Below are 21,772 nucleotides of genomic sequence, written 5' to 3'. Positions count from 1 at the left end.
GTATGAATGAGCGGCTTATGGATATTTTGATCAGTTCATTCGGTGAGATCTTTATGCAGGGAATCAAGATAACGATTCCCTTAACGATCATATCTTTTACTTTGGGACTGATCCTTGCCTTATTTACTGCAATTGTACAGGTAGCAAATATTCGCATCTTAAAATCATTGGCTCGTTTTTATGTCTGGATCATTCGAGGGACTCCATTGATCGTTCAATTATTTGTTATTTTTTATGGATTGCCGAGCTTAGGTATCATCTTAGATGCATTTCCTGCCGCGATCCTGGTCTTTTCGATCAATACGGGAGCCTATGCGTCTGAAACGATTCGTGCAGCGATCGAATCTGTACCGAAGGGACAGCTGGAAGCAGGGTATTGCGTGGGTATGAGCTATGTTCAGACCATGCGCCGGATCATATTGCCGCAGGCGCTGAAAACAGCTTTTCCGCCTTTAAGCAATTCCCTGATCGGTTTGGTCAAGGATACCTCTTTAGCGGCAAGCATCACGATTACGGAAATGTTTCAGGTATCGCAGAGAATTGCGGCACGTACCTATGAAACATTTGCCTTATATTGTGAAGTAGCTCTTATTTACCTCATTTTTTGTACGGTATTGACAAAGCTGCAAACGATCTGTGAAAAGAAGCTGCAGATAGAATAGGAGGAAGAAATGCTTGAAATCAAAAATGTGCAAAAATCATTCGATGATCTAAAGGTACTGGATGGCATTGATCTGACGGTTGAAAAAAAAGATGTGATCTGTATATTAGGACCCAGTGGTTCCGGTAAGACGACACTTTTACGCTGCATGAATTATCTGACAAAAGCAGATGCCGGAGAAATGATCTTTGATGGTGAAAGCTTTGATATGAATCATATCAGTAAAAATGATATTGCCCGTATTCGTAGAAAAACCGCTTTTGTTTTCCAGAATTACAATCTTTTTAGAAATAAGACAGCATTGGAGAATGTGACAGAAGGGCTTATCATTGCCCGCAAGATGCCTAAAAAAGAAGCTGAGGAAATAGGAATGAAGGCCTTGACCAAGGTAGGAATGGCAGATCGTTTCAATTATTATCCGCATCAGCTTTCAGGCGGACAGCAGCAGCGAGTAGGAATCGCAAGAGCAATCGCCACTGATCCCGAAGTCATTTTATTTGATGAGCCGACAAGTGCTCTTGATCCGGAGCTGATCGGTGAGGTGCTCTCGGTCATCAAGGAATTAGCAAAAGACGGCATGACGATGGTCATCGTGACCCATGAAATGAATTTTGCGAGAAATGTGAGCACCAAGGTCATCTTCATGGACCGGGGAAAGATCGTTGAAGAAGGAAATCCGGATGATTTTTTCACTTCTCCTAAGAACGAGCGTACGCAGCAGTTTTTAAATTCATTTAAAAACAGGATGGAAGGATGATCAATGAAAAAAATCATCTTGATGTTGATGCTAATGCTGGCAGGCTGTGCTATTCATCAGAAGGAAGAAGCCGAAAAAAAGCCGATGGAAAATGAAGAAAACGTGACAGAAAATACGACAGAAGATGAAAAGGAGATCCATGATATGGAAGAAAAAGAGCTAAAGCTGCAGCTTACGGTCAATGGGAAAACATATGAGGTCAGCATGGCTGACAATGAAAGCTCCAAGGCATTGATGGAAAGATTGCCGATGACATTACATATGAGCCCGTTGAATGGCAATGAAAAATATTATTATCTCGATGAAAGCCTGCCTACGGAGCCTTTTGTGCCTTCATCCATTCATACCGGTGATCTGATGCTTTTTGGATCAGACTGCATCGTCTTGTTTTATGATGATTTTACTACTTCTTACAGCTATACGCCTCTTGGACATCTCAAGGATGCAGGGGATCTTGCAGAGGTAGTAGGCAGCGGAAGTGTTGAAGTGAATTTTGAAAGATAGGCAGAAATCGTTGATTTCTATTAATAAACAGCTGCTATATGTTGTCAGCTTTTAAGATGTCGCCCGGTTATCGAAGGATAACCGGGTAATTTTTTTTGGGAGAAGAAGCCATGGAAGCATATTTTCAAAAACACCACCGCTGAGATTGTTTTTATGGCTACTTTTTTTGGTATGGCAAAAGATGATGAGGACAGATTTGATAAAAATTTTCGACATTCATGAGAAAATTATCTTATAATAATTATAGGAAGGTGGATGGGTAATGAAAAAGTCAGGTAAGATCCTGTTTGGTATCCTTGTATTGCTTGGAGCTTATTGTGTAAAGGAATTTGATCTTTTTGATTTCAAAGATGATTCTCAAATCATTGATATCGCTTCTATTCCCTCTTATGACGGCAGCCCCTATGTTGAAATAAACGGGAATGTTCCTGCTTTTGAAGAAAGTGAACTTACGACACAGCCCTTTGAAGTATATAGTGAATTAGATGATTTAGGAAGATGTGGGACTGCTTATGCCAACCTTGGCCGTGAGCTGATGCCTGATGAGGAGAGAGGATCGATCGGGATGATCAAGCCTTCCGGATGGCATACGATCCGCTATGATGGACTTATAGAAGGCAATTATTTATATAACCGCTGTCATCTGATCGGTTATCAGCTGGCCGGTGAAAATGCGAATGAATTAAATCTGATCACAGGAACCCGTTATATGAATGTGGAGGGAATGCTTCCTTTTGAAAATCTTGTTGCCGATTATATTAAAGAAACAGGACATCATGTGCTGTATCGGATAACACCGGTATTTGAAGGAAATAATCTGGTTGCCAGCGGTGTCGTCATGGAAGCACGATCAGTTGAAGATGATGGCATCAGCTTCAATGTTTTTGTCTATAATGTACAGCCGGGAATCATCATTAATTATGCTGACGGAAGCAGCCGGCTGGCTGAATAGATATTGTATAAGTATGTAAGATATGGTATCCTAAAGCTGTAATGATTTAGGAGTTGTCATGAGTGAAATGGGATTTATTTATATTTATAAAAATGATGGAATAAGCTCGCATAAGAAATTATGTCGGGCTTTTATGCGTTATGCAGATATGAATCATATAAGAATAGATGACAAAGCCTTAGAAATTGTCAGGGATTGGTATGGAAAACCTTCTTTTCTTCATTATCCAAAGATACATTTTTCCATTGCTCATACAAAACAGCTTTGGGCATGTGCTTTTTTTGAAGAAAAGATCGGTCTTGATATCGAAAATGAAAAAAATGTAGATTATCATAAGATTGCCAAACGTTTTTTTCATCCCCAGGAAGCAGCATTTATCCATGATTCTTTTTCGTTTTACCGGTTATGGACAGCGAAGGAAAGTTATGTGAAATATATAGGAAGAGGTATTGATGAGCATTTTTCAAAGATATCCGTACTTCCCGGACATAAAGAAATGATCGATCGAAAAGAAGAGTTGTCATGGAAACAGGCGGGTGTCTTTTTTCATTCTTTGATATTGGAGGATGGATCGTTTCTATGTGTCTGTACGGCTAAGAAGGTTAAGCTGAAGATCAATGAAAAAGAGGTGAGAATGTGAAATATAATATTTTGATCGCAGAAGATGATGCTGATATCGTAGAATTGCTTGCTTTGTATCTGGATAGTGCCGATTATCGTGTCTTTACGGCTTATGACGGCATAGAAGCTTTAGATATCATCAAACATGAAGACATAGATGTGGCATTGGTGGATATCATGATGCCAAGGATGAATGGCTATGAATTCATCAAAGAAGCACGACTGATCAGTGATATACCTATGATGATCATATCGGCTCGGAATCAGGATGTGGATAAGATCATGGGATTGAATATCGGTGCGGATGCCTATATTTCCAAGCCCTTCAATCCTTTGGAAGTGATCGCTTATATCAAAGCGCTCTTAAGGCGTTATTCCACGCATCGCTTAACAAAGGAAAAAGAAGTGTTAAAATTGGGAGAGCTGGAGCTGGATATGGAGAAATTCATCCTGCGTAAGAATGGTTTGGTATTGCCATTAACCTTAACGGAGCTGAAGATCGTTGCCAAGATGATGAAAACACCGGAGCGTGTTTATACAAAGGCCCAGTTATATGAGTGCATCAATGGTGAATGGTATGAGAGCGATGATAATACGATGATGGTCCATATTTCCAATATCCGCTCGAAGATCGAAGATGATCCTGCCCAGCCGCAATATATTAAAACTGTAAGGGGGTTAGGCTATAAAATTGAAAACAAAAAGAAATCGAAGTATTAGTCTGGTAACGATCTGTGTTTTTCAGTTTTTCTTATTTTCACTGATCCTTTTATTGCTGTATATGTTTATCAATTATCAGATCAACCGCCGCCTTGAAAATGCCTTCCCTTCAATGACCACCCTGCTTGAATACCAGGATGAGCTGATTTATGATACGTATTACCAGATTCCGATCCATCGATATGCGGACTGTGATTTTGTGATCTATGGTGAAAAAGGAAATGTGTTATATTCTACCAGCAAAAAAATCAGGAATCAGCTCAGCAGTGATGATTTGATGTTCATTGCTGATTATTACGGGGATACCTTTTATTCCTATTCCGCAGGCATCGATCAGGCTACCCAAAAGAAAAGAGCTTATATTTCATTGTATCAGGTTGATGAAGATGATACGCTTTCTTTTATTGATGAGTGCGTTTTGGATGAAAACTATCAGATCATCGAAGGAAATTTATTTGGTGACCGGACGAGCCTGACACAACAGGAAGTGAATCTGATCAAAGGATATTATGATCCGGATACGAATATTGAGAAATATGAATATCTGAATATCAATGATGAACAAAGAACGCTTGTATTCATATCGCCCCATATCAATGAAACATCTTATGAGCGGGTGCTCAATGACGCCAATCAGCTATGGTTATATGCGATACCTGTCATTTTCATCATTATTGTCATCCAGAGCTTTTTCTTCTCAAAAAGGGTCAAGAATGCCATCCGGCAATTGGATGAAGCGATCGTCAGCTATCAGGACGGAGATATCGTTGTGGTGGATGAAAAGAGGATGCCGCTTGAATTTAAGAGAACGCTGGAGAATTTTTCTGATCTGAGAGATCATCTTGAAGAAGCTAAACGGGAAAAGGATCGGTTATATAAAGAAAAGCAGCAGCTGATCGTTGATATTTCGCATGATCTGAAGACGCCGTTAACCGTTATACAGGGATATGCGAAGGCCTTTATGGATGGGAAGATCGATGAGAAGAAGGTTGAGAAATATATGACGGTCATCATGAATAAGACGCAGTTAGCTGCAGATCTTCTGAATACCTTATTTGATTATGTGCAGATGGATCATCCGGGCTATCAGGCAAAATTAGAAAAAGCGGATCTGGGCGAATTTGTCAAGGCTTTTCTTGCAGGAAAATACAGTGAGATCGAGGATAAGGGATGTATGCTGGAGGTTGAAATCGAAGATAAGAAAATCATGTACAGCTTTGACAAGAAGCTGATGACGCGTCTTTTAGATAACTTGCTTGGCAATGCACTGCGTTATAATCCTAAAGGAACTGTGATCTATGTATCTTTGGTTGATTCAGAAAAAGAAATCATGATCCGGGTTGCTGACAATGGTACAGGAATACCAGAAGAGATTGCGGAAAAGGCATTTGAACCATTTGTGACAGGAAGCAGCGCGCGTACAAGCGGCAGCGGAAGCGGCTTGGGACTATCGATCGTTAAGAAAATCGTTGAGCTGCATCACGGTCATATCGAATTGCTTTTAGGTGAAAAGACTCCATACGCGACTGAAATAAAAATAACCTTATTTAAATGAATATGCTGACCATGTGTTTATGACGCATGGTTTTTCTTTACAAAAATTAAGGTTAGGTAAATATAAAATGAAGAAAAAGAATGTATGATAAAAGCACTGAAAGGAGGAGCTCATGTACAATGTAGCAGAATACTTAGAAAACAGTGCACGAAGATATCCTGATAAGACAGCGGTCATTGATGAAAAAAACTCATATACCTATGCCCAGCTTTTAAAAATAAGCAGGCAGACAGGTAGTGTGCTGATTGAAAAGAAAATACATGCTCAGCCTGTAGCTGTCATGATGGAGAAAAGTGCTGATACCTTGGCAGCTTTTCTGGGAATTGCTTGTTCGGGAAATTTCTATTGCCTGTTGAATCCGCAATTGCCGTCCTATCGTCTTGCACAGATCCAAAACGTATTACAGGCAGGAGTTGTTATCATAGATGATGAGAATGATCAACGGGCCAACGATCTCTTTCCTGATGCTCTTATCTTAAAGATGGATGAGCTGAAAAAGGCTTTTATCGATGAAGAAAAGCTGATCGGGATTCAGAAGAACACCTTGGATAGTGATCCTCTCTATATTAATTTTACTTCCGGTTCCACAGGAAATCCTAAGGGAGTGGTAGTCAGCCATGGTAGCGTGATTGATTTTATTGATGTCTTTTGTGATGTTTTTAATTTTAAAAGCAATGAGATCTTTGGAAATCAGGCACCCTTTGATTTCGATGTATCAGTAAAAGATATCTATTCTTCACTTAAGACAGGAGCGACTCTTGTAATAATTCCAAAGCATTTATTCTCACAGCCGTCAGCCTTATTAGACTTTCTATGTGAACATCAGGTAACGGTCATGATATGGGCAGTTTCAGCCTTATGTCTTTTGACTTCATTTCATGCATTGGATTATAAAGTGCCTCATACGGTAACCAAGGTCCTTTTCAGCGGAGAAGCCATGCCGATGAAACATCTTCATCTATGGATGCATCATCTTCAAAACGCTATGTTTGTCAATTTATATGGACCTACTGAAATTACCTGTAACTGTACCTATCATATCATTGATCGCAAAAACAGCTATGAGAAGGGCCTGCCAATCGGCCGAGCTTTTTCAAATGAAAAAGTCTTTCTTCTTGATGACAATGGTAAAGAGGTGAAAAAAGCAGGGGTAACAGGTGAGATCTGTGTAGGAGGAAGGACCTTGGCATCAGGTTATTATAACGATGAAAAACAGAGTGCCGAAAGATTTGTCCAAAATCCGCTGCATCGTCATTATCATGAACGTATCTATCTGACAGGTGATCTGGGGAAATATGATGAAGATGGAAATCTATATTTCTGCGGACGAAAAGATTTTCAGATCAAGCATATGGGACATCGTATTGAATTAGAAGAGATTGAAAAACATATGGCCGGCATGGAGGGTGTCGATCGCTGTATCTGTGTTTATGATGATGAGAAAAAAAGGCTGTATGCTTACTATACAGGAAGCTGTGATAAAAAGGAAATATATGCGTATATGAAAGAAAAGCTGCCTGTTTATATGATACCCAATGTGATACAAAGGGTAAAGGAATTGAAGTTGAATAAGAACGGTAAAATAGACCGGAGCATTTATAGAAAGGATTTATCATGAAAAAAAGAATGATAGGTGAGCTTCTTCAAAATTATGGGACACCCTTTTATGTATTTGATATCGGCATATTGAAAGAAAGAATAGCTTATTTGCGTAAGCATCTGAAGGTTGATTTGTGCTATGCCATCAAAGCTAACACTTTTATCTTAAAGGAAATCAATGATCATATCGATCGTTTTGAGGTTTGTTCGGAAGGTGAGCTGAGCATTTGTGAACACATGCAGCTGCCTATGTCTAAGCTTGTCATATCCGGTGTACATAAAAATCCAAAAATCATGCGTCAGCTGATAGAAAGGAAAGAGAATATCGGTATCTATACCATAGAATCGATGAATCAATATGTGCTGTTGAAGGAAGCTGCCAAACAAAACCATTGTTTGATACGTCTTTTATTAAGGCTTACCAGTGGCAATCAGTTTGGATTAAATGAAGAAGAAATATATGGGATCATTCAGGATGCCGTTGGCAATCCATATATTGAAATCAAAGGTATCCAGTATTTTTCAGGAACTCAGAAGCATTCACTGAAGAAGCTGAAAAGAGAAGTCAGTTATCTGGATGAATTTCTCATTTCTGTCAGTGATAAGACAGGTTTCTCGATTCAGGAGCTGGAATTCGGTCCGGGGCTTCCGGTATCTTATTTTGAATCGGAAGAGGAGGATGAGGAATCATTTCTTCATGAATTTTCCAAGATGTTGGAAAGTATGACATATAAGACACATGTCGTTTTAGAGCTTGGCCGGAGCATTGCTGCCTGTTGCGGTTATTATCTGACCAAGGTCGTTGATGTGAAGGTGAATAAGCATCAGCGCTATGCCATCGTGGATGGCGGTATCCATCATCTTGTTTATTATGGAGCGTCTATGGCCATGAAGCATCCCAAATATGAGATCTATCCGGCTAGAAAGCATGCAGATGCACAGTCTTGGAATATTTGCGGTTCGCTTTGTACGGTCAATGATATTTTGGTGAAGCAGCTGATGGTTGCAGATTTGAGCTGTGATGATGTGCTTGTTTTTAAGAATACCGGAGCTTATTGTATGACAGAAGGTATTTCACTGTTTTTAAGTCATAATTTACCAACAGTGATCAAAGTAGAAGAGGATGGCAGCTTCTGTCGCATTCGTGAGGCCGTTCGTACGGATCTGATAAATATGCCATCTGGAAAAGGAGAATGATCATGGAAAGATTACTTGCAATTTTAGAAGATATTCAGCCTGACGTGGATTATAAAACGTGTACCTCCTTGATAAAGGATCATATTTTGGATTCTTTATCGATCCTTTCACTGGTTGCGGAAATCGAGGATGAGTTTGATATCACGGTTCCGGCTGTTGAGATCGTACCCGATAATTTCAATTCAGCTGATGCAATCTGGACGATGATCCTGCGTCTTGAGGAAAATTAAGATGTCATCTTATTTTTCAATTGAATATCTTGCTTTGTTTTTGCCGGCGGTACTTATTCTTTACAATCTGATGCCCCAAAGATACCGCTGGCTTCTTTTATTATTTGCCAGTTATCTGTTTTTCTGGCTTATCAGCGGTGTGCTCATCCTTTATCTTTTGACCGCTACCTTGACCACTTATATCATAGCGCTGCATATAGGAAGATTGCAGCAGCAGCGAAACATGCTGCTTCAACAGGTAGATCGTCCAGAACGTAAAGCCATTCGCATCTCTTATCAGAAGAAGCAGCAAAAATTTATCACAGCAGGTGTGTTGATCTTGCTGGGCATGTTGATCGTCTTAAAGTATTCCGGCTTTATCGGAATCAATATTCAGTCATTGCTGAACGTGCTGCATCTTCCTTTGACCCTTCAGATTCCTTCTTTTGTCTTACCGATTGGCATTTCCTTTTATACCTTGCAGGCATTATCTTATCTTTTTGATGTTTATCGGGAAAAGATCCAGGCGGAATGGAATCTTGGACGGCTGGCACTTTATCTGGCCTTTTTCTTAACGATCATTGAAGGACCGATCTGCCGCTATTCCGATCTGTCCTTTCAGTTATATGAAGGTAAGAAGATATCATGGAATCAGTTTCTTTTCGGAATGCAGCGCATCGTTTACGGCTTGATGAAGAAAATTGTTATTGCCGATCGCCTGAATCTTTTTATTAAGACGATCTTTCATGATTATAACAGCTATGATGGGGGCATGATCGCTCTTGGAGCCTTGCTTTATACCTGCCAGCTGTATATGGAATTTTCAGGTACGATGGATGTCATTATCGGCAGCGGAGAGATGTTTGCCCTTAAGATTGAAGAAAATTTCAGACAGCCGTTTTTCTCAAAAACAATTTCTGAATTCTGGCAGCGGTGGCATATCTCTTTAGGACTTTGGTTTAAAGATTATATCTTCTATCCTTTGTCGATGTCTAAGCCGTTGAAAAAACTGACGGCATGGGCAAGAAAGAAGGTGGGAAACCATTACGGTCCTCTTGCCAGCGGTGCCATTGCCTTATTCTGCGTATGGCTGGCAAATGGTTTCTGGCATGGCTCAGGCTGGAATTATATTTTCTTCGGTCTATATCATTTCACCTTGATCTTAGGCGGCAGTCTGATTGAGCCTGTTACAAGTCGAATCGTTTCTTTTTTGAGAATCAATAAAGAAAGTGCTCCCTATCAATTTTTTCAAATAATTCGGACCTCTGTTTTCGTGGTCATCGGTGAATTATTTTTCAGGGCAAAAGGACTGAAAGCCGGTATTCATATGTTCATAACGATATGTACAAATTTCTCATGGACTTCCTTGAGCAATTCGATTTTTTCCATAGGTATGGATCGTCAGGATTTTATCGTTGTGATAATAGGAATTCTTATAGTATTTATGATCAGTGTGGTGAAGGAAAGAGGACTGTCGTTCAGAGCGCTTATTTCCGGGCAGCCTGTTATGCTGCGATGGAGCTTATATTATATGTTCATCCTGTTTATCGTGATCTTTGGTGCCTATGGAGTCGGCTATATTCCTGTTGATCCGATTTATGCTAATTTTTAGGAGGTGTCCATGAAAATAAAATATGTTGTGCGTTCGATTCTTTTTGTGACAGGGCTGATGATCAGCTTAAGCTTAGCTTCATGGGTCGTTTTTCCTAAGAATAATTCTGTGGAATTTGGTATGTCAGATGTAAATGCCAATGGCATATTAGGTGAAGATGATGATACGATCGATGTATTGGTTTTGGGAGATAGCTTATCTTATTCTTCGATTTCACCGATGATGATGTGGAAAGAAGAAGGATTTACGGCGTATGTCTGTGGGACATCTGCCCAGCAGCTATATGAATCGATGAATTTTTTGAAACAGGCCTTTGTGAATCAAAAGCCTAAAATAGTCATTTTAGAAACAAATGCGATTTATCGGAGCTTTTCACCGATTAAAACGATTGAAAACAGCTTTCACCGCTTATTTCCTGTTTTTCAGTATCATGATCGCTGGAAATCAATATTACCGGTCGATTTTGGTGGTTCTGTGGAATATACATGGCGGGATGATCTAAAAGGTTTTAAATATAGTAATAAGATTGATGGGATCAATGCACAGGATTATATGCGTAAAAGTGATCAAGCTGCAGAGATTCCCGAGTTAAATCGCCAGTATGTGAAAGACATGGCAAAACTTTGTGAAGAAAATGATGCGCAAATGATCCTTATAAGTACACCAAGCAGTGTAAACTGGAATTATAAGCGTCATAATGGTATCCGGTTATTAGCAGAAGAATATGGTTTAAATTATTATGACTTAAATCTTTTAAGTGAAGATATTTCTATTGACTGGAGTCGTGATACCCGAGATAAAGGGGATCATTTAAATTATTTTGGCGCACGCAAGGTATCGGCTTATTTGGGAAGATTTTTAAAGAATGAGTATGCGCTGCCGGATCATCGTCAGGACAAGAATTATCAAAGCTGGAATGAAGCTTACATCAGATATCAACAAATAACCGAACAAAGCTGATATCTTATGATATAATGATTTCAGTGGAGGTATGTTATGATCTATATTTATAATGCAGGACCTATGTTTACAGAAGCAGATATTCATCAAAGAAGGGCAGAAGGAAGAAAGATGAAAGAATTGCTGGAAAAGAATCATCAGGAATATTTTCTGGCCAATCCGATCGATCTGCCACTAGACAATACGAAGCCATTGACATCGAAACAAATCTTCTTAACGGATTATGAGCATGTCAGCAAGGCTAATGTCTTCTTTTTTGAGCTTGCAAGCGGTGATGCGGGAACCTATGTGGAATTAGGAAATGCCATTGAAAAACTGATGAATGGTAAGGATATCCATATGTATCCTGTATTTAACGATATCCGTTTACAGCGTAATGGTATGAGCGGTGTTGATTGTCCGATAGGTTTTAATTCTTATCTGGTCGGTTGTTTGAAAGCAAATAAAATAGATATTTATATGAGCTTTGATGAAGCTTTGGAAGCATTTAAAAAAGATTTTGATTTGCATTAATCCATGGTTTATTCCATGGATGTCAGATTGTTGACAAATGGCTCTTTTGGAATTTCCAATAGGGCTTTTTTTTGTATTTTTCTTAAATTGTCGTTCTGTCAGTCAGCTTGTGATGATATGTGCCGTTATTTCATTGGGGATATGGTGGTTTGTCTGTGTTTTGATTCAGAAATATTAGTTGTTTTATTTGGATCATTGAGGTTGATGTCATGCAGGTTGTACAAACTCATGTGGTGTCGCAGCTTTGAAAATGTCAGATTACGGTATCAGGAAGGAAGAATTTGATGAACTGGCTGAAAATGCCCGTACGATGATGGGTGGTTTGTTTATGGCGGATCCATGTGAACGAACTCATGAAGCCTGTGTGAAAATCTATAATGATTCGTTTCGATAAAAAATAGAACAGCTGTCCGATCAGACAGCTGTTTTTGAATGTAGATAATCTTTTGAAAATTCAATGAATTTTGAAACAGCAAGGCTTAAAGGCTGTTCTCTTTTCCATGCCATTGCCGTTGTAGCGCTCAATTGAGGCGATAGTCCGATACATTTGACAAGGTTTTGATTCCAGAAGGAAAGCGATCCCTCAATGGCAAGGGCACAGGCAAGACCCTGTTGTACCATTACTGCCGCATTGCTGTTGAGATTGCTTTTAAAAAGTACATGCAGTTGTGGATAAAGATCACCAAACCAGTTGGCTAATTCACTTTGCATATTCAAGCGATAAGGCAGGATCATGGGAACCCCTAGAAAATCCTCAGGAGCAAGTGCCTCTTTATCGGCAAGTGGTGAAGCTGCAGGTACGAGTGCGATCCATTTCTCTTTTTTAGAGATACGGATAAAATCATATTTGCTTAGATCGACTGGTTCTAAAAGAAGGCCGATATCGCTCAATCCTTTTTCAATCCGCTCTTTGATATGGTCGCTGCTGGCAGTGTATAACTCAAAGTCAACATGGGGGTAGATAGCAGTAAAAGCGTGAATGATTCCGGCAAGTACCTGTACGGCATACAAGTCACCACAGCCAATGGCAATCGTGCCTTCAATGACTTCATTTTGATGACTGACTTCCTTTTCCGCTTTATGGACCAATTCTAATATTTCTTCGGCTCTTCTGCGCAGCAGGCTGCCTTCATATGTCAGGCTGATCTTCCGGGTCCCTCGTGTAAAAAGCATGACGCCCATCTCTTCTTCCAATTGAGCAAGCTGTCTGCTTAGCGTAGGCTGGGTGATATGAAGTTTCTCAGCAGCTTTTGTAATGTTTTCTTCTCTGGCAACACATAGAAAATAATTCAAAACACGTATTTCGATAACGATCCCTCCTTTAGTCTAATTTTATCATCCCCATGGTCAGGATTCAATAAAATCATGCTTAAAAAGCATGATTTTGCATTATTTATAAGTATTAGACATACATTGGGTAACTATTTATAATAAGACTGAAGAAGATAGAAAGAAGGCGAAATGTGAAAAAACGATCGTATTTTTATTAACGATTCTCTGTGGTTTTATACTGATAACTGCCAAAGAGAAGATAATACATCATTTGTCGATGATACAACAAGTGAGGATTACTAAAAATGACAGTAAGACACTTGTCTTCAGGATATGGCATACCAGATGATCATCAAAGATCAACATCTGTATCTGCCAGATAAAAAAGGATGAGAAAAGCATTTCAGATGATAGTCACGAAAGTTTGTCATTAAGCGTGATGAAAGAGTGCCTGGTGGATGTGATGTGATCTGGTTTCTCATCAAAAAAGGCGGCATCTTGACAGGGGATGAAATTACTTGTCAGAAATAATATTCAAGGAGGTTTGAAAATGAGAAAAGTATTATCCGTATTTATAGTTTGTTTATTATCTTTAACACTTAGCGCATGTTCCCAGCCAAATGAAAATGAAGGAGAAAATATAAATCCTGCTGATGAAATCGTGGAGCCGGAAATCGTGGAGCCTGAGGAAAATATGGAAACAGGCAGTGATGCCCATATTCTGATAGCTTATTTCACATATGGAGAAAATGCCAATCTGTCGAATGGTGCAGAGGTTTCCTCAAGTGCGAGCATTCAAAATTGGAATGGTGAGGTAACAGGTAATGCCGGTGTTCTTGCACATATGATTCATGATGCCATAGAAGCGGATCTGTTCTCAATTCGTACGGTTGATCCTTATCCTTCTACTTATGATGAAACAGTTGCTCAGGGTAGAAGTGAGAATGATGCCGATGCACGTCCCACCCTGGCTGTGCATATTGAGAATTTAGATCAGTATGATACGATCTTTATTGGTTTTCCAAACTGGTGGTATGATCTTCCAATGGCGATGTACAGTTTTTTTGAGGAATATGATTTTTCAGGAAAAACGATCGTTCCGTTTTCAACCTCTGGTGGCAGCGGTTTTTCTGATATCCTGCAGACGATCAGTGAGTTAGAGCCGAATGCAACATTGTTGGAAGGATTGACAATAAATAGCTCACAGATCAGCGAAGCCCAAAATGATGTCGATGCATGGCTTTCTTCTCTTGGATATGGACAATAAATTGAAAGGATCGTGAAGAAGCATTTCATCAGATAGAAAATTAGTATTAGACATTGGAGGAAAACTCGTTTATACTATTGACTATCGAATGAAAAGATTCTGAAATGAATGAAGTTGCTCATTTTCAAGTACAATGAAAGATGATGAATCAAAGGAGGAAGATGATGCTGAATCGAAATAGAATTTTGTTCTCTCAGAAGCTTGAGATTTCACTGATTGCTGTTTTAGTGATATTGAGTCATGCATTGACACCTGATACGGATGCGAAGATGATGTCTGCGGATGTAAGTGAGGAAAACCTGGCACAGGCGACTTATATCATTGAAAGAGAAATCGTACCTGACATTGATGAGATCATCGTTTTAGATGCCGGACATGGCGGGGTCGATTCTGGAAGTGTCGGTGAAAATGGCGCTTATGAAAAAGATATCAATCTTGCCATTACGCTGAAATTAGGTGAATATCTTACTGAAAATGGTGTTCAGGTCATATATACAAGAGAAGATGATCAGGTAGCATGGATCGATACGACCGAGGATCTTCAAAAAAGAATTGATACGGGAATCCATGCATCTGCTTCGTATTTCATTTCCATTCATTTAAATTCAAGTGAATACAATGATGGTGCACGCGGATTTGAAATTTATACGGATGGGCGCAGTGATGATATTGTCATGCTGGCTTCTTCCATTCAGACAGCTTTAAACGGATTGGCTTATACGGCGGATCGCGGTATTAAAAATACACATGAGATGGGTTCGCTTTATGTTGTCGATCAAAATCCGGTTGCTTCTTTGCTATTAGAATTAGGTTTTATCAGCGACAGTAGTGATCTTACATATCTTAACAGCTCTTATGGGCAGCAGGAAATTGCGAAGGCCCTGGGAAAAGCGATCCTGACACATCTTATCTAAGGGTTACGATTTATCAACAAAAAAATATACTGTTAGAATGATAGTGGATGGATTAACACAAATAGAAATTCCAGTGCGATGAGCGCGCTGGTTTTTTTCTGAATTTATGTGAACTTGTTATTTATCGGATATGAATTTATTTAATGATTTTAATAAAGTTTATGAAGCATGTATTGTTTCACAACCAGCTTGAAGTTGTATGGCAGTAAAATTTCTTCCAAGAGTTGTTTTAGTAGAGATAGAGGTTGTGGCAATCATTAAAAAATAAATGATAAAGAATGATATTTATAGTTTTCCGATAATATTGAAATAATGTTTAATGAATTAATTGTTTTGAAATGGTGGAGGTCTGGATCAAAATTTATGAGAATCCCAGCGAATTATACTGGGATTTTATTTATATTGATTAAATTATTTCATATATAAATGAAATATTTTCCAAAAAAATTAATATTTTTTCAATTTTATGACTGTTTTTACGCATTTTTGCGGTTGTAGGATAAAAGAAATGATGAATTACATCATTTTATGGGTGATTTTTTTTACCAAATAAGGTAAAATAGATATAGTTATGTGAATTTATTTAACTGGAGGAAGCAATATGGTAAATGAACGAGATGAAGTGATGGAAGAAAAGGATCTTGATGCCGATATCAAGCTGCGTGAGGCTTTGATCGAAGAGGCAAAAAATCTTGAAGTATCTTCAGATTGGAATTCCGTCGTTCGTGAGATCTCAAATTTGAAGAGGAGATGGAAACGAATCTCATACTGGGAATCCGTATATGAGGATCAGCTGGAGGAAACATTTGAAAAAGCAATTGATGAGCTTTATGCGAAACGCAGTGAAGTTTTTGAAAATGCGAAAGCAGTGAAAGAAGAATTGATTGAAAAAGCACGTCAGCTTGGGGAAGCTGAAAATTGGAATCAGGCCACAGAAGAGATGAATGAGCTGATGCGTCAGTGGAAAGCTGCCGGTTCTGCCGGTAAGGAGGACGATGCCTTGTGGGAAAGCTTTAATGGCATTCGTCAGAAATTCTTTGAGGATAAGCATCAGTATTTTGAAGATATGAAGAGCCGTTTTGAAAATGCCCGTAAGGTGAAGCAGGAGCTGATCGAAAAGGCGGCTGCATTGGCAGATTCGGTGGAATGGCAGAAGGCAAGCAATCAGTTCAAAGAATTGATGGATCAGTGGAAGGCTGTAGGCAGTGCCGGAAGAGGACATGAAGACCGTCTTTGGAATGAGTTTAATGAAAGTCGTCAGAAGTTCTATGAAAGAAGAAACCAGCATTATACCGAGCTTCATGCACAGCAGAAGGAAAGCTATGCCGCTAAGAAGGCGCTGATTGCAAGAGCGAAAGAGATCCTTGAAGAAAATGAGTTCACAAGAGAAAATACCGAAATGATGAAAGATCTGAATCAGCAGTGGAAGGCTGCCGGATTCTGTGGAAAAGACCGTGAGGATCAGATCTGGAACGATTTTAGAGCTGTCATGGATGAGTATTTTGCCGGACTGAAGGAATTGAATGAGCAGAAGCATCAGCAGTGGCGTCAGAGAATGATGGAGAATCGTAAGCGTAAGCAGGATCTGATTGCCAATCAGAAAAGACAGGTTAAGCGGATGCAGGATGAATTAGTGGGTCTGCTGAGTCAGCGTGAATATGATGATATGGTGGATCGTATCGAGGACAAGAAGGACTTTATTGCCGAATTGGAGGAACAGCTGGCCGAAATGGATCAGGCGTTAAAAGAAGAGTAGTTGAAAGCAGTCTTTGACTGCTTTTCTTATGAAAGGATGGATGTTCATGAATGAAGAGGAAAAGATGAATCAAAGAGAGTGGTATGATGCCAATTATGATCCTTTGTTAGTGAAAAAAAGAGAAAAAGCGATGGATCTTTGTTATGAATATAACCAGCTAAAGCCAAGCGATCATGAACATAGGAATCAGATATTAGGTGAATTGCTGGGTTATGAGCCTCAAGGGTTGACCCTTTTAAGTCCTTTTATGTGTGATTATGGAAATCATATTCATTTTGGTGAAGATGTATTTGTCAATATCAATAGTTATTTTATGGATGGCGGGGAAATCTTTATCGGCAATCATGTTTTTATCGGTCCCTCTTGCGGCTTTTATACGGCTACGCATCCTCTTGATGCCGACAGAAGAAATCAGGGCCTGGAAAAGGCCTTGCCGATTCATATCGAAGATGATGTCTGGATAGGTGCCAATGTTGTCATACTTCCGAATGTCTGCATCGGTAAGGGCAGCGTGATTGCGGCCGGAAGCGTCGTTACGCATGATATAGAGGCTTATTCGCTGGCAGCAGGTGTTCCGGCAGAAATCAAGAAAAAGCTTCGATAAGAAAGGATTGACAAAATAGTTTGACAGGATTATAGTTAGTGTGCTAATTATTAGCATGCTAATGAAAGGAGGACACAGATGCGATTACCTTTTTATATGCTTATGTTCAAGGTGTTTCATGCTCAGCGTAACCGCATGCGCAAAGATATGAGCGAATATCAGTTAGCTCCGGGCCAGCCGAAGGTGCTGCGCTATATCTCTGCCCACAGTGAGTGTATGTTGAAGGATATTGCCGAGGAATGTGATGTATCTGCAGCTACGGTCAGCAAGATCTTAAATTCATTGGAGGAGAAGAAGATGCTTCGGCGTCGCATTGATCCCGAGAATAAGCGTGCTTATCAGCTTCGTATCACAGAGAAGGGGCAGAATGCCTTGAATTCATGGAATAAGCATTGTATGGAGGTAGATCAGATATCTCTGAAGGGATTCAGTGAAGATGAGAAAGAATTATTTTGGAGCTTTCTGGAGAGAATGTATGAAAATCTGACGGGAAAAGATGTACGATAAGGGGGAGTATGTGAATGCTGAGAAGTCTTATACCTTATATGGATAAATACCGGAAATATCTGTTTATCAGCTGTTTTTGCGTGATTGCGGAAACAGTCTTTGAATTGGTGATCCCGCTTTTGATGGCTGATATCATTGATGTAGGTGTCGCAAATGGTGATACGGGCTATATCATCAATCGGGGCATCATCATGATCATCTGTGCACTGATTGCCTTGGTATTGGGCAATATGTATGCCAAGTATGCCGCAATGGCCGGACAGGGCTTTGGCAGTGAGCTGAGAAGAGCTGAATTTATGAAGGTTCAGGATTTTTCGTTTAAGAATACCGATCATTTTTCCGGATCTTCACTGATCACTCGTCTGACCAGTGATATTACGATCCTGCAGAATGCGATCTGTAACAGTATCCGTCCGATCGTCCGCTCACCGGTCATGCTTTTGATGGCGCTCTTTCTGACGTTTTCCATCAATGCAAAGCTGGCAGCTGTATTTTTGATTGCGACGCCGATCCTTGCCGTGGGCCTGTTTTTTATCGTCAATAAAGTAGGTCCTTTGTATCGTCTGATGCAATCAAGCATCGATCAGGTAAATACGGTCGTACAAGAAAATCTGAATGCGATTCGTGCCGTGAAAGCTTATGTGCGTGAAGAATATGAAGAAGAGAAATTTTCTAAGATCAATGAACAGTTGAAGGTCAACAGTGAAAGGTCTTTCCGTACCTCTGTTTGGAACATGCCGCTTTTTCAGTTTGTCATGTATGGAACGATCGTCTGCATCATTTATTTTGGTGGTCAGATGATCTTTGCCAATGAGATGAAGGTAGGCGAGCTGACGGGCTTTTTGAGCTATGTGCTTCAGATTTTAAATTCATTGATGCTTATTTCAAATGTATTCTTAATGGTTACGCGTTCCATTGCCAGTGCTGAGCGTATCATGGAAGTTTTAGATGAAGTACCGGATATCCGGGATTCATCCAATGCTTCGCTGAAAGTACAAAGCGGACGCGTGGAATTTAAGAATGTTTACTTTAAATATAAGGAAGAGGCTGAAGAATATGTTTTAAGCGATATCAATCTGACAATTCCTGCCGGTTCAACGATCGGTATCTTAGGAGGTACAGGGGCTGCCAAGACATCGCTGGTACAGCTGATTCCGCGTCTTTATGATGTCAGCAAGGGAGAAGTCCTTGTGGACGGCCATAATGTAAAAGATTATTCCGTGGAGCATATTCGTGATGCAGTGGGGATGGTCTTGCAGAAGAATACCTTATTTAGTGGTACGATTCGTGAAAATCTTTGCTGGGGTAATGAACATGCCAGTGATGATGAGATCAAGTGGGCTTGTAAGATTGCCTGTGCCGATGAATTTGTCCAGCAGTTTCCTGACGGATATGAAACGATGATCGATCAGGGAGGCGTCAATGTTTCCGGCGGACAGAAGCAGCGTTTATGTATTGCCCGTGCTCTTTTGAAAAGACCGAAGGTCTTGATTTTGGATGATTCGACCAGTGCGGTAGATACAGCGACAGAGGCAAGCATTCAGGAGGGCCTGGCTTCCTTAAAGGATACGACCAAGATCATCATTGCCCAAAGAGTAACCTCGGTTCAAAATGCGGATCAGATCGTGATCATTGACGATGGCAAGATTCATGCGATAGGAACCCATGAACAATTGCTGAAGGAAGATTCGATCTATCAGGATATTTATTATTCACAAATGGAAGGAGCTGGTTTCCATGGCTAGACAGATCACGACCGCTAAGCCGAAAGATATGAAAAAGACCCTGATTTCTTTTCTGCAGTATATGGGTCACTATAAATATTCCTTATTTATCGTCGGTATATTCGTTGTCATCAGTACAGGTGTCAATCTGTGGGGAACCTTTCAGATCAGAACGGTTGTCAATGATTACATACTGGCGATGGATGCGCAGGGCTTTGTACGCTTTGTCATGCTGATGGCTGTTGTTTATGCCGTGGGTGCGCTGTCAACAGCTATCTATAAGCAATTGATGGTCCATACCGCGCAGAAGATCGTCAAGGAGATTCGCCAGGATCTGTTTAATAAGATGCAGCGGCTGCCGTTAAAATACTTTGATACCAATGCGCACGGCGATCTGATGAGCCGCTTTACTAATGATCTGGATACGGTTTTAGATGCAATGAATAACTGCTTCGACAACCTGATCCAAAGCTTCATGATGATCACGGGAACCCTCGTTCTGATCTTTGTATTGAACTGGCAGCTTTCTGTCATCGTGCTGATCAGCATGATCTTAATGTATTTATTGATCCAGTACTTCAGCCGCCGCAGCCGTTATTACTTCAAACATCAGCAGAAGGCCTTAGGTAACCTCAATGGCTTCATTGAAGAAATGGTCAACGGTGTCAAGGTCGTGAAGGTCTTTAATCATGAAGAGAAAAATCTGGAAGAATTTGATAAACGCAATCATGTGCTTTTAGATGCAGCCGTAAAAGCCTTACGTTATTCGGGCAAGACGATTCCGACAGTTGTCAGCATCTCTTACATCAATTATGCCATCGTGGCTTGTGTCGGTGGTTTTATGGCAATCGGCGGTATGATCGACCTGGGAAGTCTTTCTTCTTATTTGGTATTCGTCAGACAGACAGCACTGCCAATCAACCAATTTACCCAGCAATTGAACTTTTTGCTGGCTGCGATGGCAGGAGCTGAAAGAATCTTTGAGATGATGGCTGAAAAAGAGGAGGTTGATGAAGGTAAGGTAACCCTGACCTGTGTTGAAGAAAAAGAGGGTCAATTAACTGCCTGCTCCTATTATACAGGCAAATGGGCATGGAAGCACCCGCGTCCGGATAATACCTATGAATTGATCCCGCTGCGTGGGGATGTACGTTTTCATGATGTAGAATTTGGCTATGACAGCGATCATATGATCTTAAAAAAGATTTCCTTGTTCGCAAAGCCGGGACAGAAAATTGCCTTTGTCGGCAGTACAGGTGCCGGTAAGACGACGATCACCAATCTGATCAACCGTTTCTATGATGTCCAAAAGGGAAGCATCACGTATGATGGCATTGATGTGCGATTGATCAAAAAGGCAGATCTGCGAAAATCAATTTCGATCGTTTTGCAGGATACTCACTTGTTCACCGGTACGATTGCCGATAATATCCGTTACGGTAAGCTGGATGCCACAATGGATGAAGTCGTTGCCGCTGCTAAGCTGGCCAATGCCCACAGCTTCATCAAACGTTTGCCGAATGGCTACGATACGATGCTGACAGGCGACGGTGCCAATCTTTCACAGGGACAACGCCAGCTGTTAGCGATTGCCCGGGCAGCCATTGCCAATCCTCCTGTTTTGATATTAGATGAAGCAACCAGCTCCATTGATACCCGGACAGAAAAATTAATTGAAAAGGGAATGGATCGCCTGATGGAAAATCGAACGGTATTTGTCATTGCCCACCGCTTATCGACCGTTCGAAATTCAGCGGCCATCATGGTGCTCGATCATGGTGAGATCATTGAAAGAGGCAGTTATGAAGAATTGCTTGAACAAAAAGGAAGATATTATCAGCTTTATACCGGACAGTTTGAACTGGAAT

The 21,772-nt window shown here is 40.3% G+C and carries 22 protein-coding genes; 21 read left to right on the top strand and 1 reads right to left on the bottom strand.

Annotated features, from left to right (window positions below):
- Positions 1-2 precede the first annotated feature (2 nt).
- The 14 genes from Q0K35_RS01590 (at position 3) to Q0K35_RS01525 (ending at position 12,254) form a co-directional block, all read left to right on the top strand.
- Positions 3-662, top strand: a complete 660-nt coding sequence (locus Q0K35_RS01590) for an amino acid ABC transporter permease (protein ID WP_294560925.1) — start codon at positions 3-5, stop codon at positions 660-662.
- Between the two features lie 9 nt (positions 663-671).
- Positions 672-1,418, top strand: coding sequence for an amino acid ABC transporter ATP-binding protein (locus Q0K35_RS01585; protein ID WP_294560924.1), 747 nt, complete (start codon positions 672-674; stop codon positions 1,416-1,418).
- A 3-nt stretch (positions 1,419-1,421) separates the two neighbouring features.
- Positions 1,422-1,922, top strand: a complete 501-nt coding sequence (locus Q0K35_RS01580; protein ID WP_294560923.1) for a cyclophilin-like fold protein — start codon at positions 1,422-1,424, stop codon at positions 1,920-1,922.
- A gap of 262 nt (positions 1,923-2,184) precedes the next feature.
- A complete protein-coding gene (locus tag Q0K35_RS01575; RefSeq protein ID WP_294560922.1) occupies positions 2,185-2,874 on the top strand; it encodes a DNA/RNA non-specific endonuclease in 690 nt (229 codons plus the stop codon).
- A 58-nt stretch (positions 2,875-2,932) separates the two neighbouring features.
- Entirely contained in the window at positions 2,933-3,514 is a 582-nt protein-coding gene (locus tag Q0K35_RS01570; RefSeq protein ID WP_294560921.1) for a 4'-phosphopantetheinyl transferase superfamily protein, read from the top strand.
- Positions 3,511-4,215 (top strand): response regulator transcription factor, encoded by a 705-nt coding sequence (locus tag Q0K35_RS01565; protein WP_294560920.1) that lies wholly within the window; start codon positions 3,511-3,513, stop codon positions 4,213-4,215. Before Q0K35_RS01570 ends, Q0K35_RS01565 begins: the two co-directional genes overlap by 4 nt.
- On the top strand, positions 4,187-5,770 hold the full coding sequence (locus Q0K35_RS01560) for a HAMP domain-containing sensor histidine kinase (RefSeq protein ID WP_294560919.1): 1,584 nt from the start codon (positions 4,187-4,189) through the stop codon (positions 5,768-5,770). The genes Q0K35_RS01565 and Q0K35_RS01560 overlap by 29 nt, the downstream gene beginning before the upstream one ends.
- 112 nt (positions 5,771-5,882) lie before the next feature.
- On the top strand, positions 5,883-7,388 hold the full coding sequence (locus Q0K35_RS01555) for an amino acid adenylation domain-containing protein (RefSeq protein WP_294560918.1): 1,506 nt from the start codon (positions 5,883-5,885) through the stop codon (positions 7,386-7,388).
- Positions 7,385-8,566, top strand: a complete 1,182-nt coding sequence (locus tag Q0K35_RS01550) for a diaminopimelate decarboxylase (RefSeq protein ID WP_294560917.1) — start codon at positions 7,385-7,387, stop codon at positions 8,564-8,566. The genes Q0K35_RS01555 and Q0K35_RS01550 overlap by 4 nt, the downstream gene beginning before the upstream one ends.
- A 2-nt stretch (positions 8,567-8,568) precedes the next feature.
- Entirely contained in the window at positions 8,569-8,796 is a 228-nt protein-coding gene (locus tag Q0K35_RS01545; RefSeq protein WP_294560916.1) for an acyl carrier protein, read from the top strand.
- A 1-nt stretch (position 8,797) separates the two neighbouring features.
- On the top strand, positions 8,798-10,387 hold the full coding sequence (locus Q0K35_RS01540; RefSeq protein ID WP_294560915.1) for an MBOAT family O-acyltransferase: 1,590 nt from the start codon (positions 8,798-8,800) through the stop codon (positions 10,385-10,387).
- A gap of 9 nt (positions 10,388-10,396) precedes the next feature.
- Positions 10,397-11,347, top strand: coding sequence for a hypothetical protein (locus Q0K35_RS01535; protein ID WP_294560914.1), 951 nt, complete (start codon positions 10,397-10,399; stop codon positions 11,345-11,347).
- Positions 11,348-11,383: 36 nt separating this feature from the next.
- Entirely contained in the window at positions 11,384-11,860 is a 477-nt protein-coding gene (locus Q0K35_RS01530) for a nucleoside 2-deoxyribosyltransferase (protein ID WP_294560913.1), read from the top strand.
- A gap of 250 nt (positions 11,861-12,110) precedes the next feature.
- A complete protein-coding gene (locus tag Q0K35_RS01525; RefSeq protein WP_294560912.1) occupies positions 12,111-12,254 on the top strand; it encodes a hypothetical protein in 144 nt (47 codons plus the stop codon).
- A gap of 20 nt (positions 12,255-12,274) precedes the next feature.
- Here the strand turns inward: Q0K35_RS01525 and Q0K35_RS01520 are convergent, their stop codons facing one another.
- Positions 12,275-13,153 carry a LysR family transcriptional regulator gene (locus Q0K35_RS01520; protein ID WP_294560911.1) on the bottom strand — a complete coding sequence of 293 codons (879 nt, stop codon included), beginning with the start codon at positions 13,151-13,153 and terminating at the stop codon, positions 12,275-12,277.
- A 529-nt stretch (positions 13,154-13,682) separates the two neighbouring features.
- Between Q0K35_RS01520 and Q0K35_RS01515 the strand changes: the two genes are divergently transcribed.
- The 7 genes from Q0K35_RS01515 to Q0K35_RS01485 form a co-directional block, all read left to right on the top strand.
- The gene (locus Q0K35_RS01515) at positions 13,683-14,399 is read left to right on the top strand and encodes a flavodoxin (protein WP_294560910.1); all 717 of its coding nucleotides are present in this window, start codon (positions 13,683-13,685) and stop codon (positions 14,397-14,399) included.
- A gap of 164 nt (positions 14,400-14,563) precedes the next feature.
- Positions 14,564-15,313 carry an N-acetylmuramoyl-L-alanine amidase gene (locus Q0K35_RS01510; protein WP_294560909.1) on the top strand — a complete coding sequence of 250 codons (750 nt, stop codon included), beginning with the start codon at positions 14,564-14,566 and terminating at the stop codon, positions 15,311-15,313.
- Positions 15,314-15,914: 601 nt separating this feature from the next.
- Complete coding sequence (locus tag Q0K35_RS01505; protein WP_294560908.1) at positions 15,915-17,069, top strand: DUF349 domain-containing protein; 1,155 nt, start codon at positions 15,915-15,917, stop codon at positions 17,067-17,069.
- Between the two features lie 46 nt (positions 17,070-17,115).
- A complete protein-coding gene (locus Q0K35_RS01500; RefSeq protein WP_294560907.1) occupies positions 17,116-17,673 on the top strand; it encodes a sugar O-acetyltransferase in 558 nt (185 codons plus the stop codon).
- A 78-nt stretch (positions 17,674-17,751) separates the two neighbouring features.
- On the top strand, positions 17,752-18,180 hold the full coding sequence (locus Q0K35_RS01495; protein WP_294560906.1) for a MarR family transcriptional regulator: 429 nt from the start codon (positions 17,752-17,754) through the stop codon (positions 18,178-18,180).
- A 14-nt stretch (positions 18,181-18,194) separates the two neighbouring features.
- Positions 18,195-19,925 carry an ABC transporter ATP-binding protein gene (locus tag Q0K35_RS01490; RefSeq protein ID WP_294560905.1) on the top strand — a complete coding sequence of 577 codons (1,731 nt, stop codon included), beginning with the start codon at positions 18,195-18,197 and terminating at the stop codon, positions 19,923-19,925.
- The coding region (locus tag Q0K35_RS01485; protein WP_294560904.1) for an ABC transporter ATP-binding protein at positions 19,918-21,772 on the top strand (1,855 nt) is incomplete at its 3' end. The genes Q0K35_RS01490 and Q0K35_RS01485, both read left to right, overlap by 8 nt.

Source organism: uncultured Traorella sp. (assembly GCF_944327115.1).
In the GTDB taxonomy this organism is placed as follows: Bacteria; Bacillota_I; Bacilli_A; order Erysipelotrichales; family Erysipelotrichaceae; genus Traorella.
The sequence above is the reverse complement of the archived record's forward strand: the minus strand, read 5'-3'. Positions and strand labels throughout refer to the sequence as shown.

Bases quoted from the DNA above. Each gene is read 5' to 3' on its own strand.
- Q0K35_RS01515 (WP_294560910.1), top strand. From the start codon at position 13,683: ATGAGAAAAGTATTATCCGTATTTATAGTTTGTTTATTATCTTTAACA.
- Q0K35_RS01555 (WP_294560918.1), top strand. From the start codon at position 5,883: ATGTACAATGTAGCAGAATACTTAGAAAACAGTGCACGAAGATATCCT.
- Q0K35_RS01510 (WP_294560909.1), top strand. From the start codon at position 14,564: ATGCTGAATCGAAATAGAATTTTGTTCTCTCAGAAGCTTGAGATTTCA.
- Q0K35_RS01540 (WP_294560915.1), top strand. From the start codon at position 8,798: ATGTCATCTTATTTTTCAATTGAATATCTTGCTTTGTTTTTGCCGGCG.
- Q0K35_RS01505 (WP_294560908.1), top strand. From the start codon at position 15,915: ATGGTAAATGAACGAGATGAAGTGATGGAAGAAAAGGATCTTGATGCC.
- Q0K35_RS01585 (WP_294560924.1), top strand. From the start codon at position 672: ATGCTTGAAATCAAAAATGTGCAAAAATCATTCGATGATCTAAAGGTA.
- Q0K35_RS01545 (WP_294560916.1), top strand. From the start codon at position 8,569: ATGGAAAGATTACTTGCAATTTTAGAAGATATTCAGCCTGACGTGGAT.
- Q0K35_RS01530 (WP_294560913.1), top strand. From the start codon at position 11,384: ATGATCTATATTTATAATGCAGGACCTATGTTTACAGAAGCAGATATT.
- Q0K35_RS01500 (WP_294560907.1), top strand. From the start codon at position 17,116: ATGAATGAAGAGGAAAAGATGAATCAAAGAGAGTGGTATGATGCCAAT.
- Q0K35_RS01575 (WP_294560922.1), top strand. From the start codon at position 2,185: ATGAAAAAGTCAGGTAAGATCCTGTTTGGTATCCTTGTATTGCTTGGA.
- Q0K35_RS01495 (WP_294560906.1), top strand. From the start codon at position 17,752: ATGCGATTACCTTTTTATATGCTTATGTTCAAGGTGTTTCATGCTCAG.
- Q0K35_RS01580 (WP_294560923.1), top strand. From the start codon at position 1,422: ATGAAAAAAATCATCTTGATGTTGATGCTAATGCTGGCAGGCTGTGCT.
- Q0K35_RS01590 (WP_294560925.1), top strand. From the start codon at position 3: ATGAATGAGCGGCTTATGGATATTTTGATCAGTTCATTCGGTGAGATC.
- Q0K35_RS01525 (WP_294560912.1), top strand. From the start codon at position 12,111: ATGTCAGATTACGGTATCAGGAAGGAAGAATTTGATGAACTGGCTGAA.
- Q0K35_RS01570 (WP_294560921.1), top strand. From the start codon at position 2,933: ATGAGTGAAATGGGATTTATTTATATTTATAAAAATGATGGAATAAGC.
- Q0K35_RS01535 (WP_294560914.1), top strand. From the start codon at position 10,397: ATGAAAATAAAATATGTTGTGCGTTCGATTCTTTTTGTGACAGGGCTG.
- Q0K35_RS01550 (WP_294560917.1), top strand. From the start codon at position 7,385: ATGAAAAAAAGAATGATAGGTGAGCTTCTTCAAAATTATGGGACACCC.
- Q0K35_RS01490 (WP_294560905.1), top strand. From the start codon at position 18,195: ATGCTGAGAAGTCTTATACCTTATATGGATAAATACCGGAAATATCTG.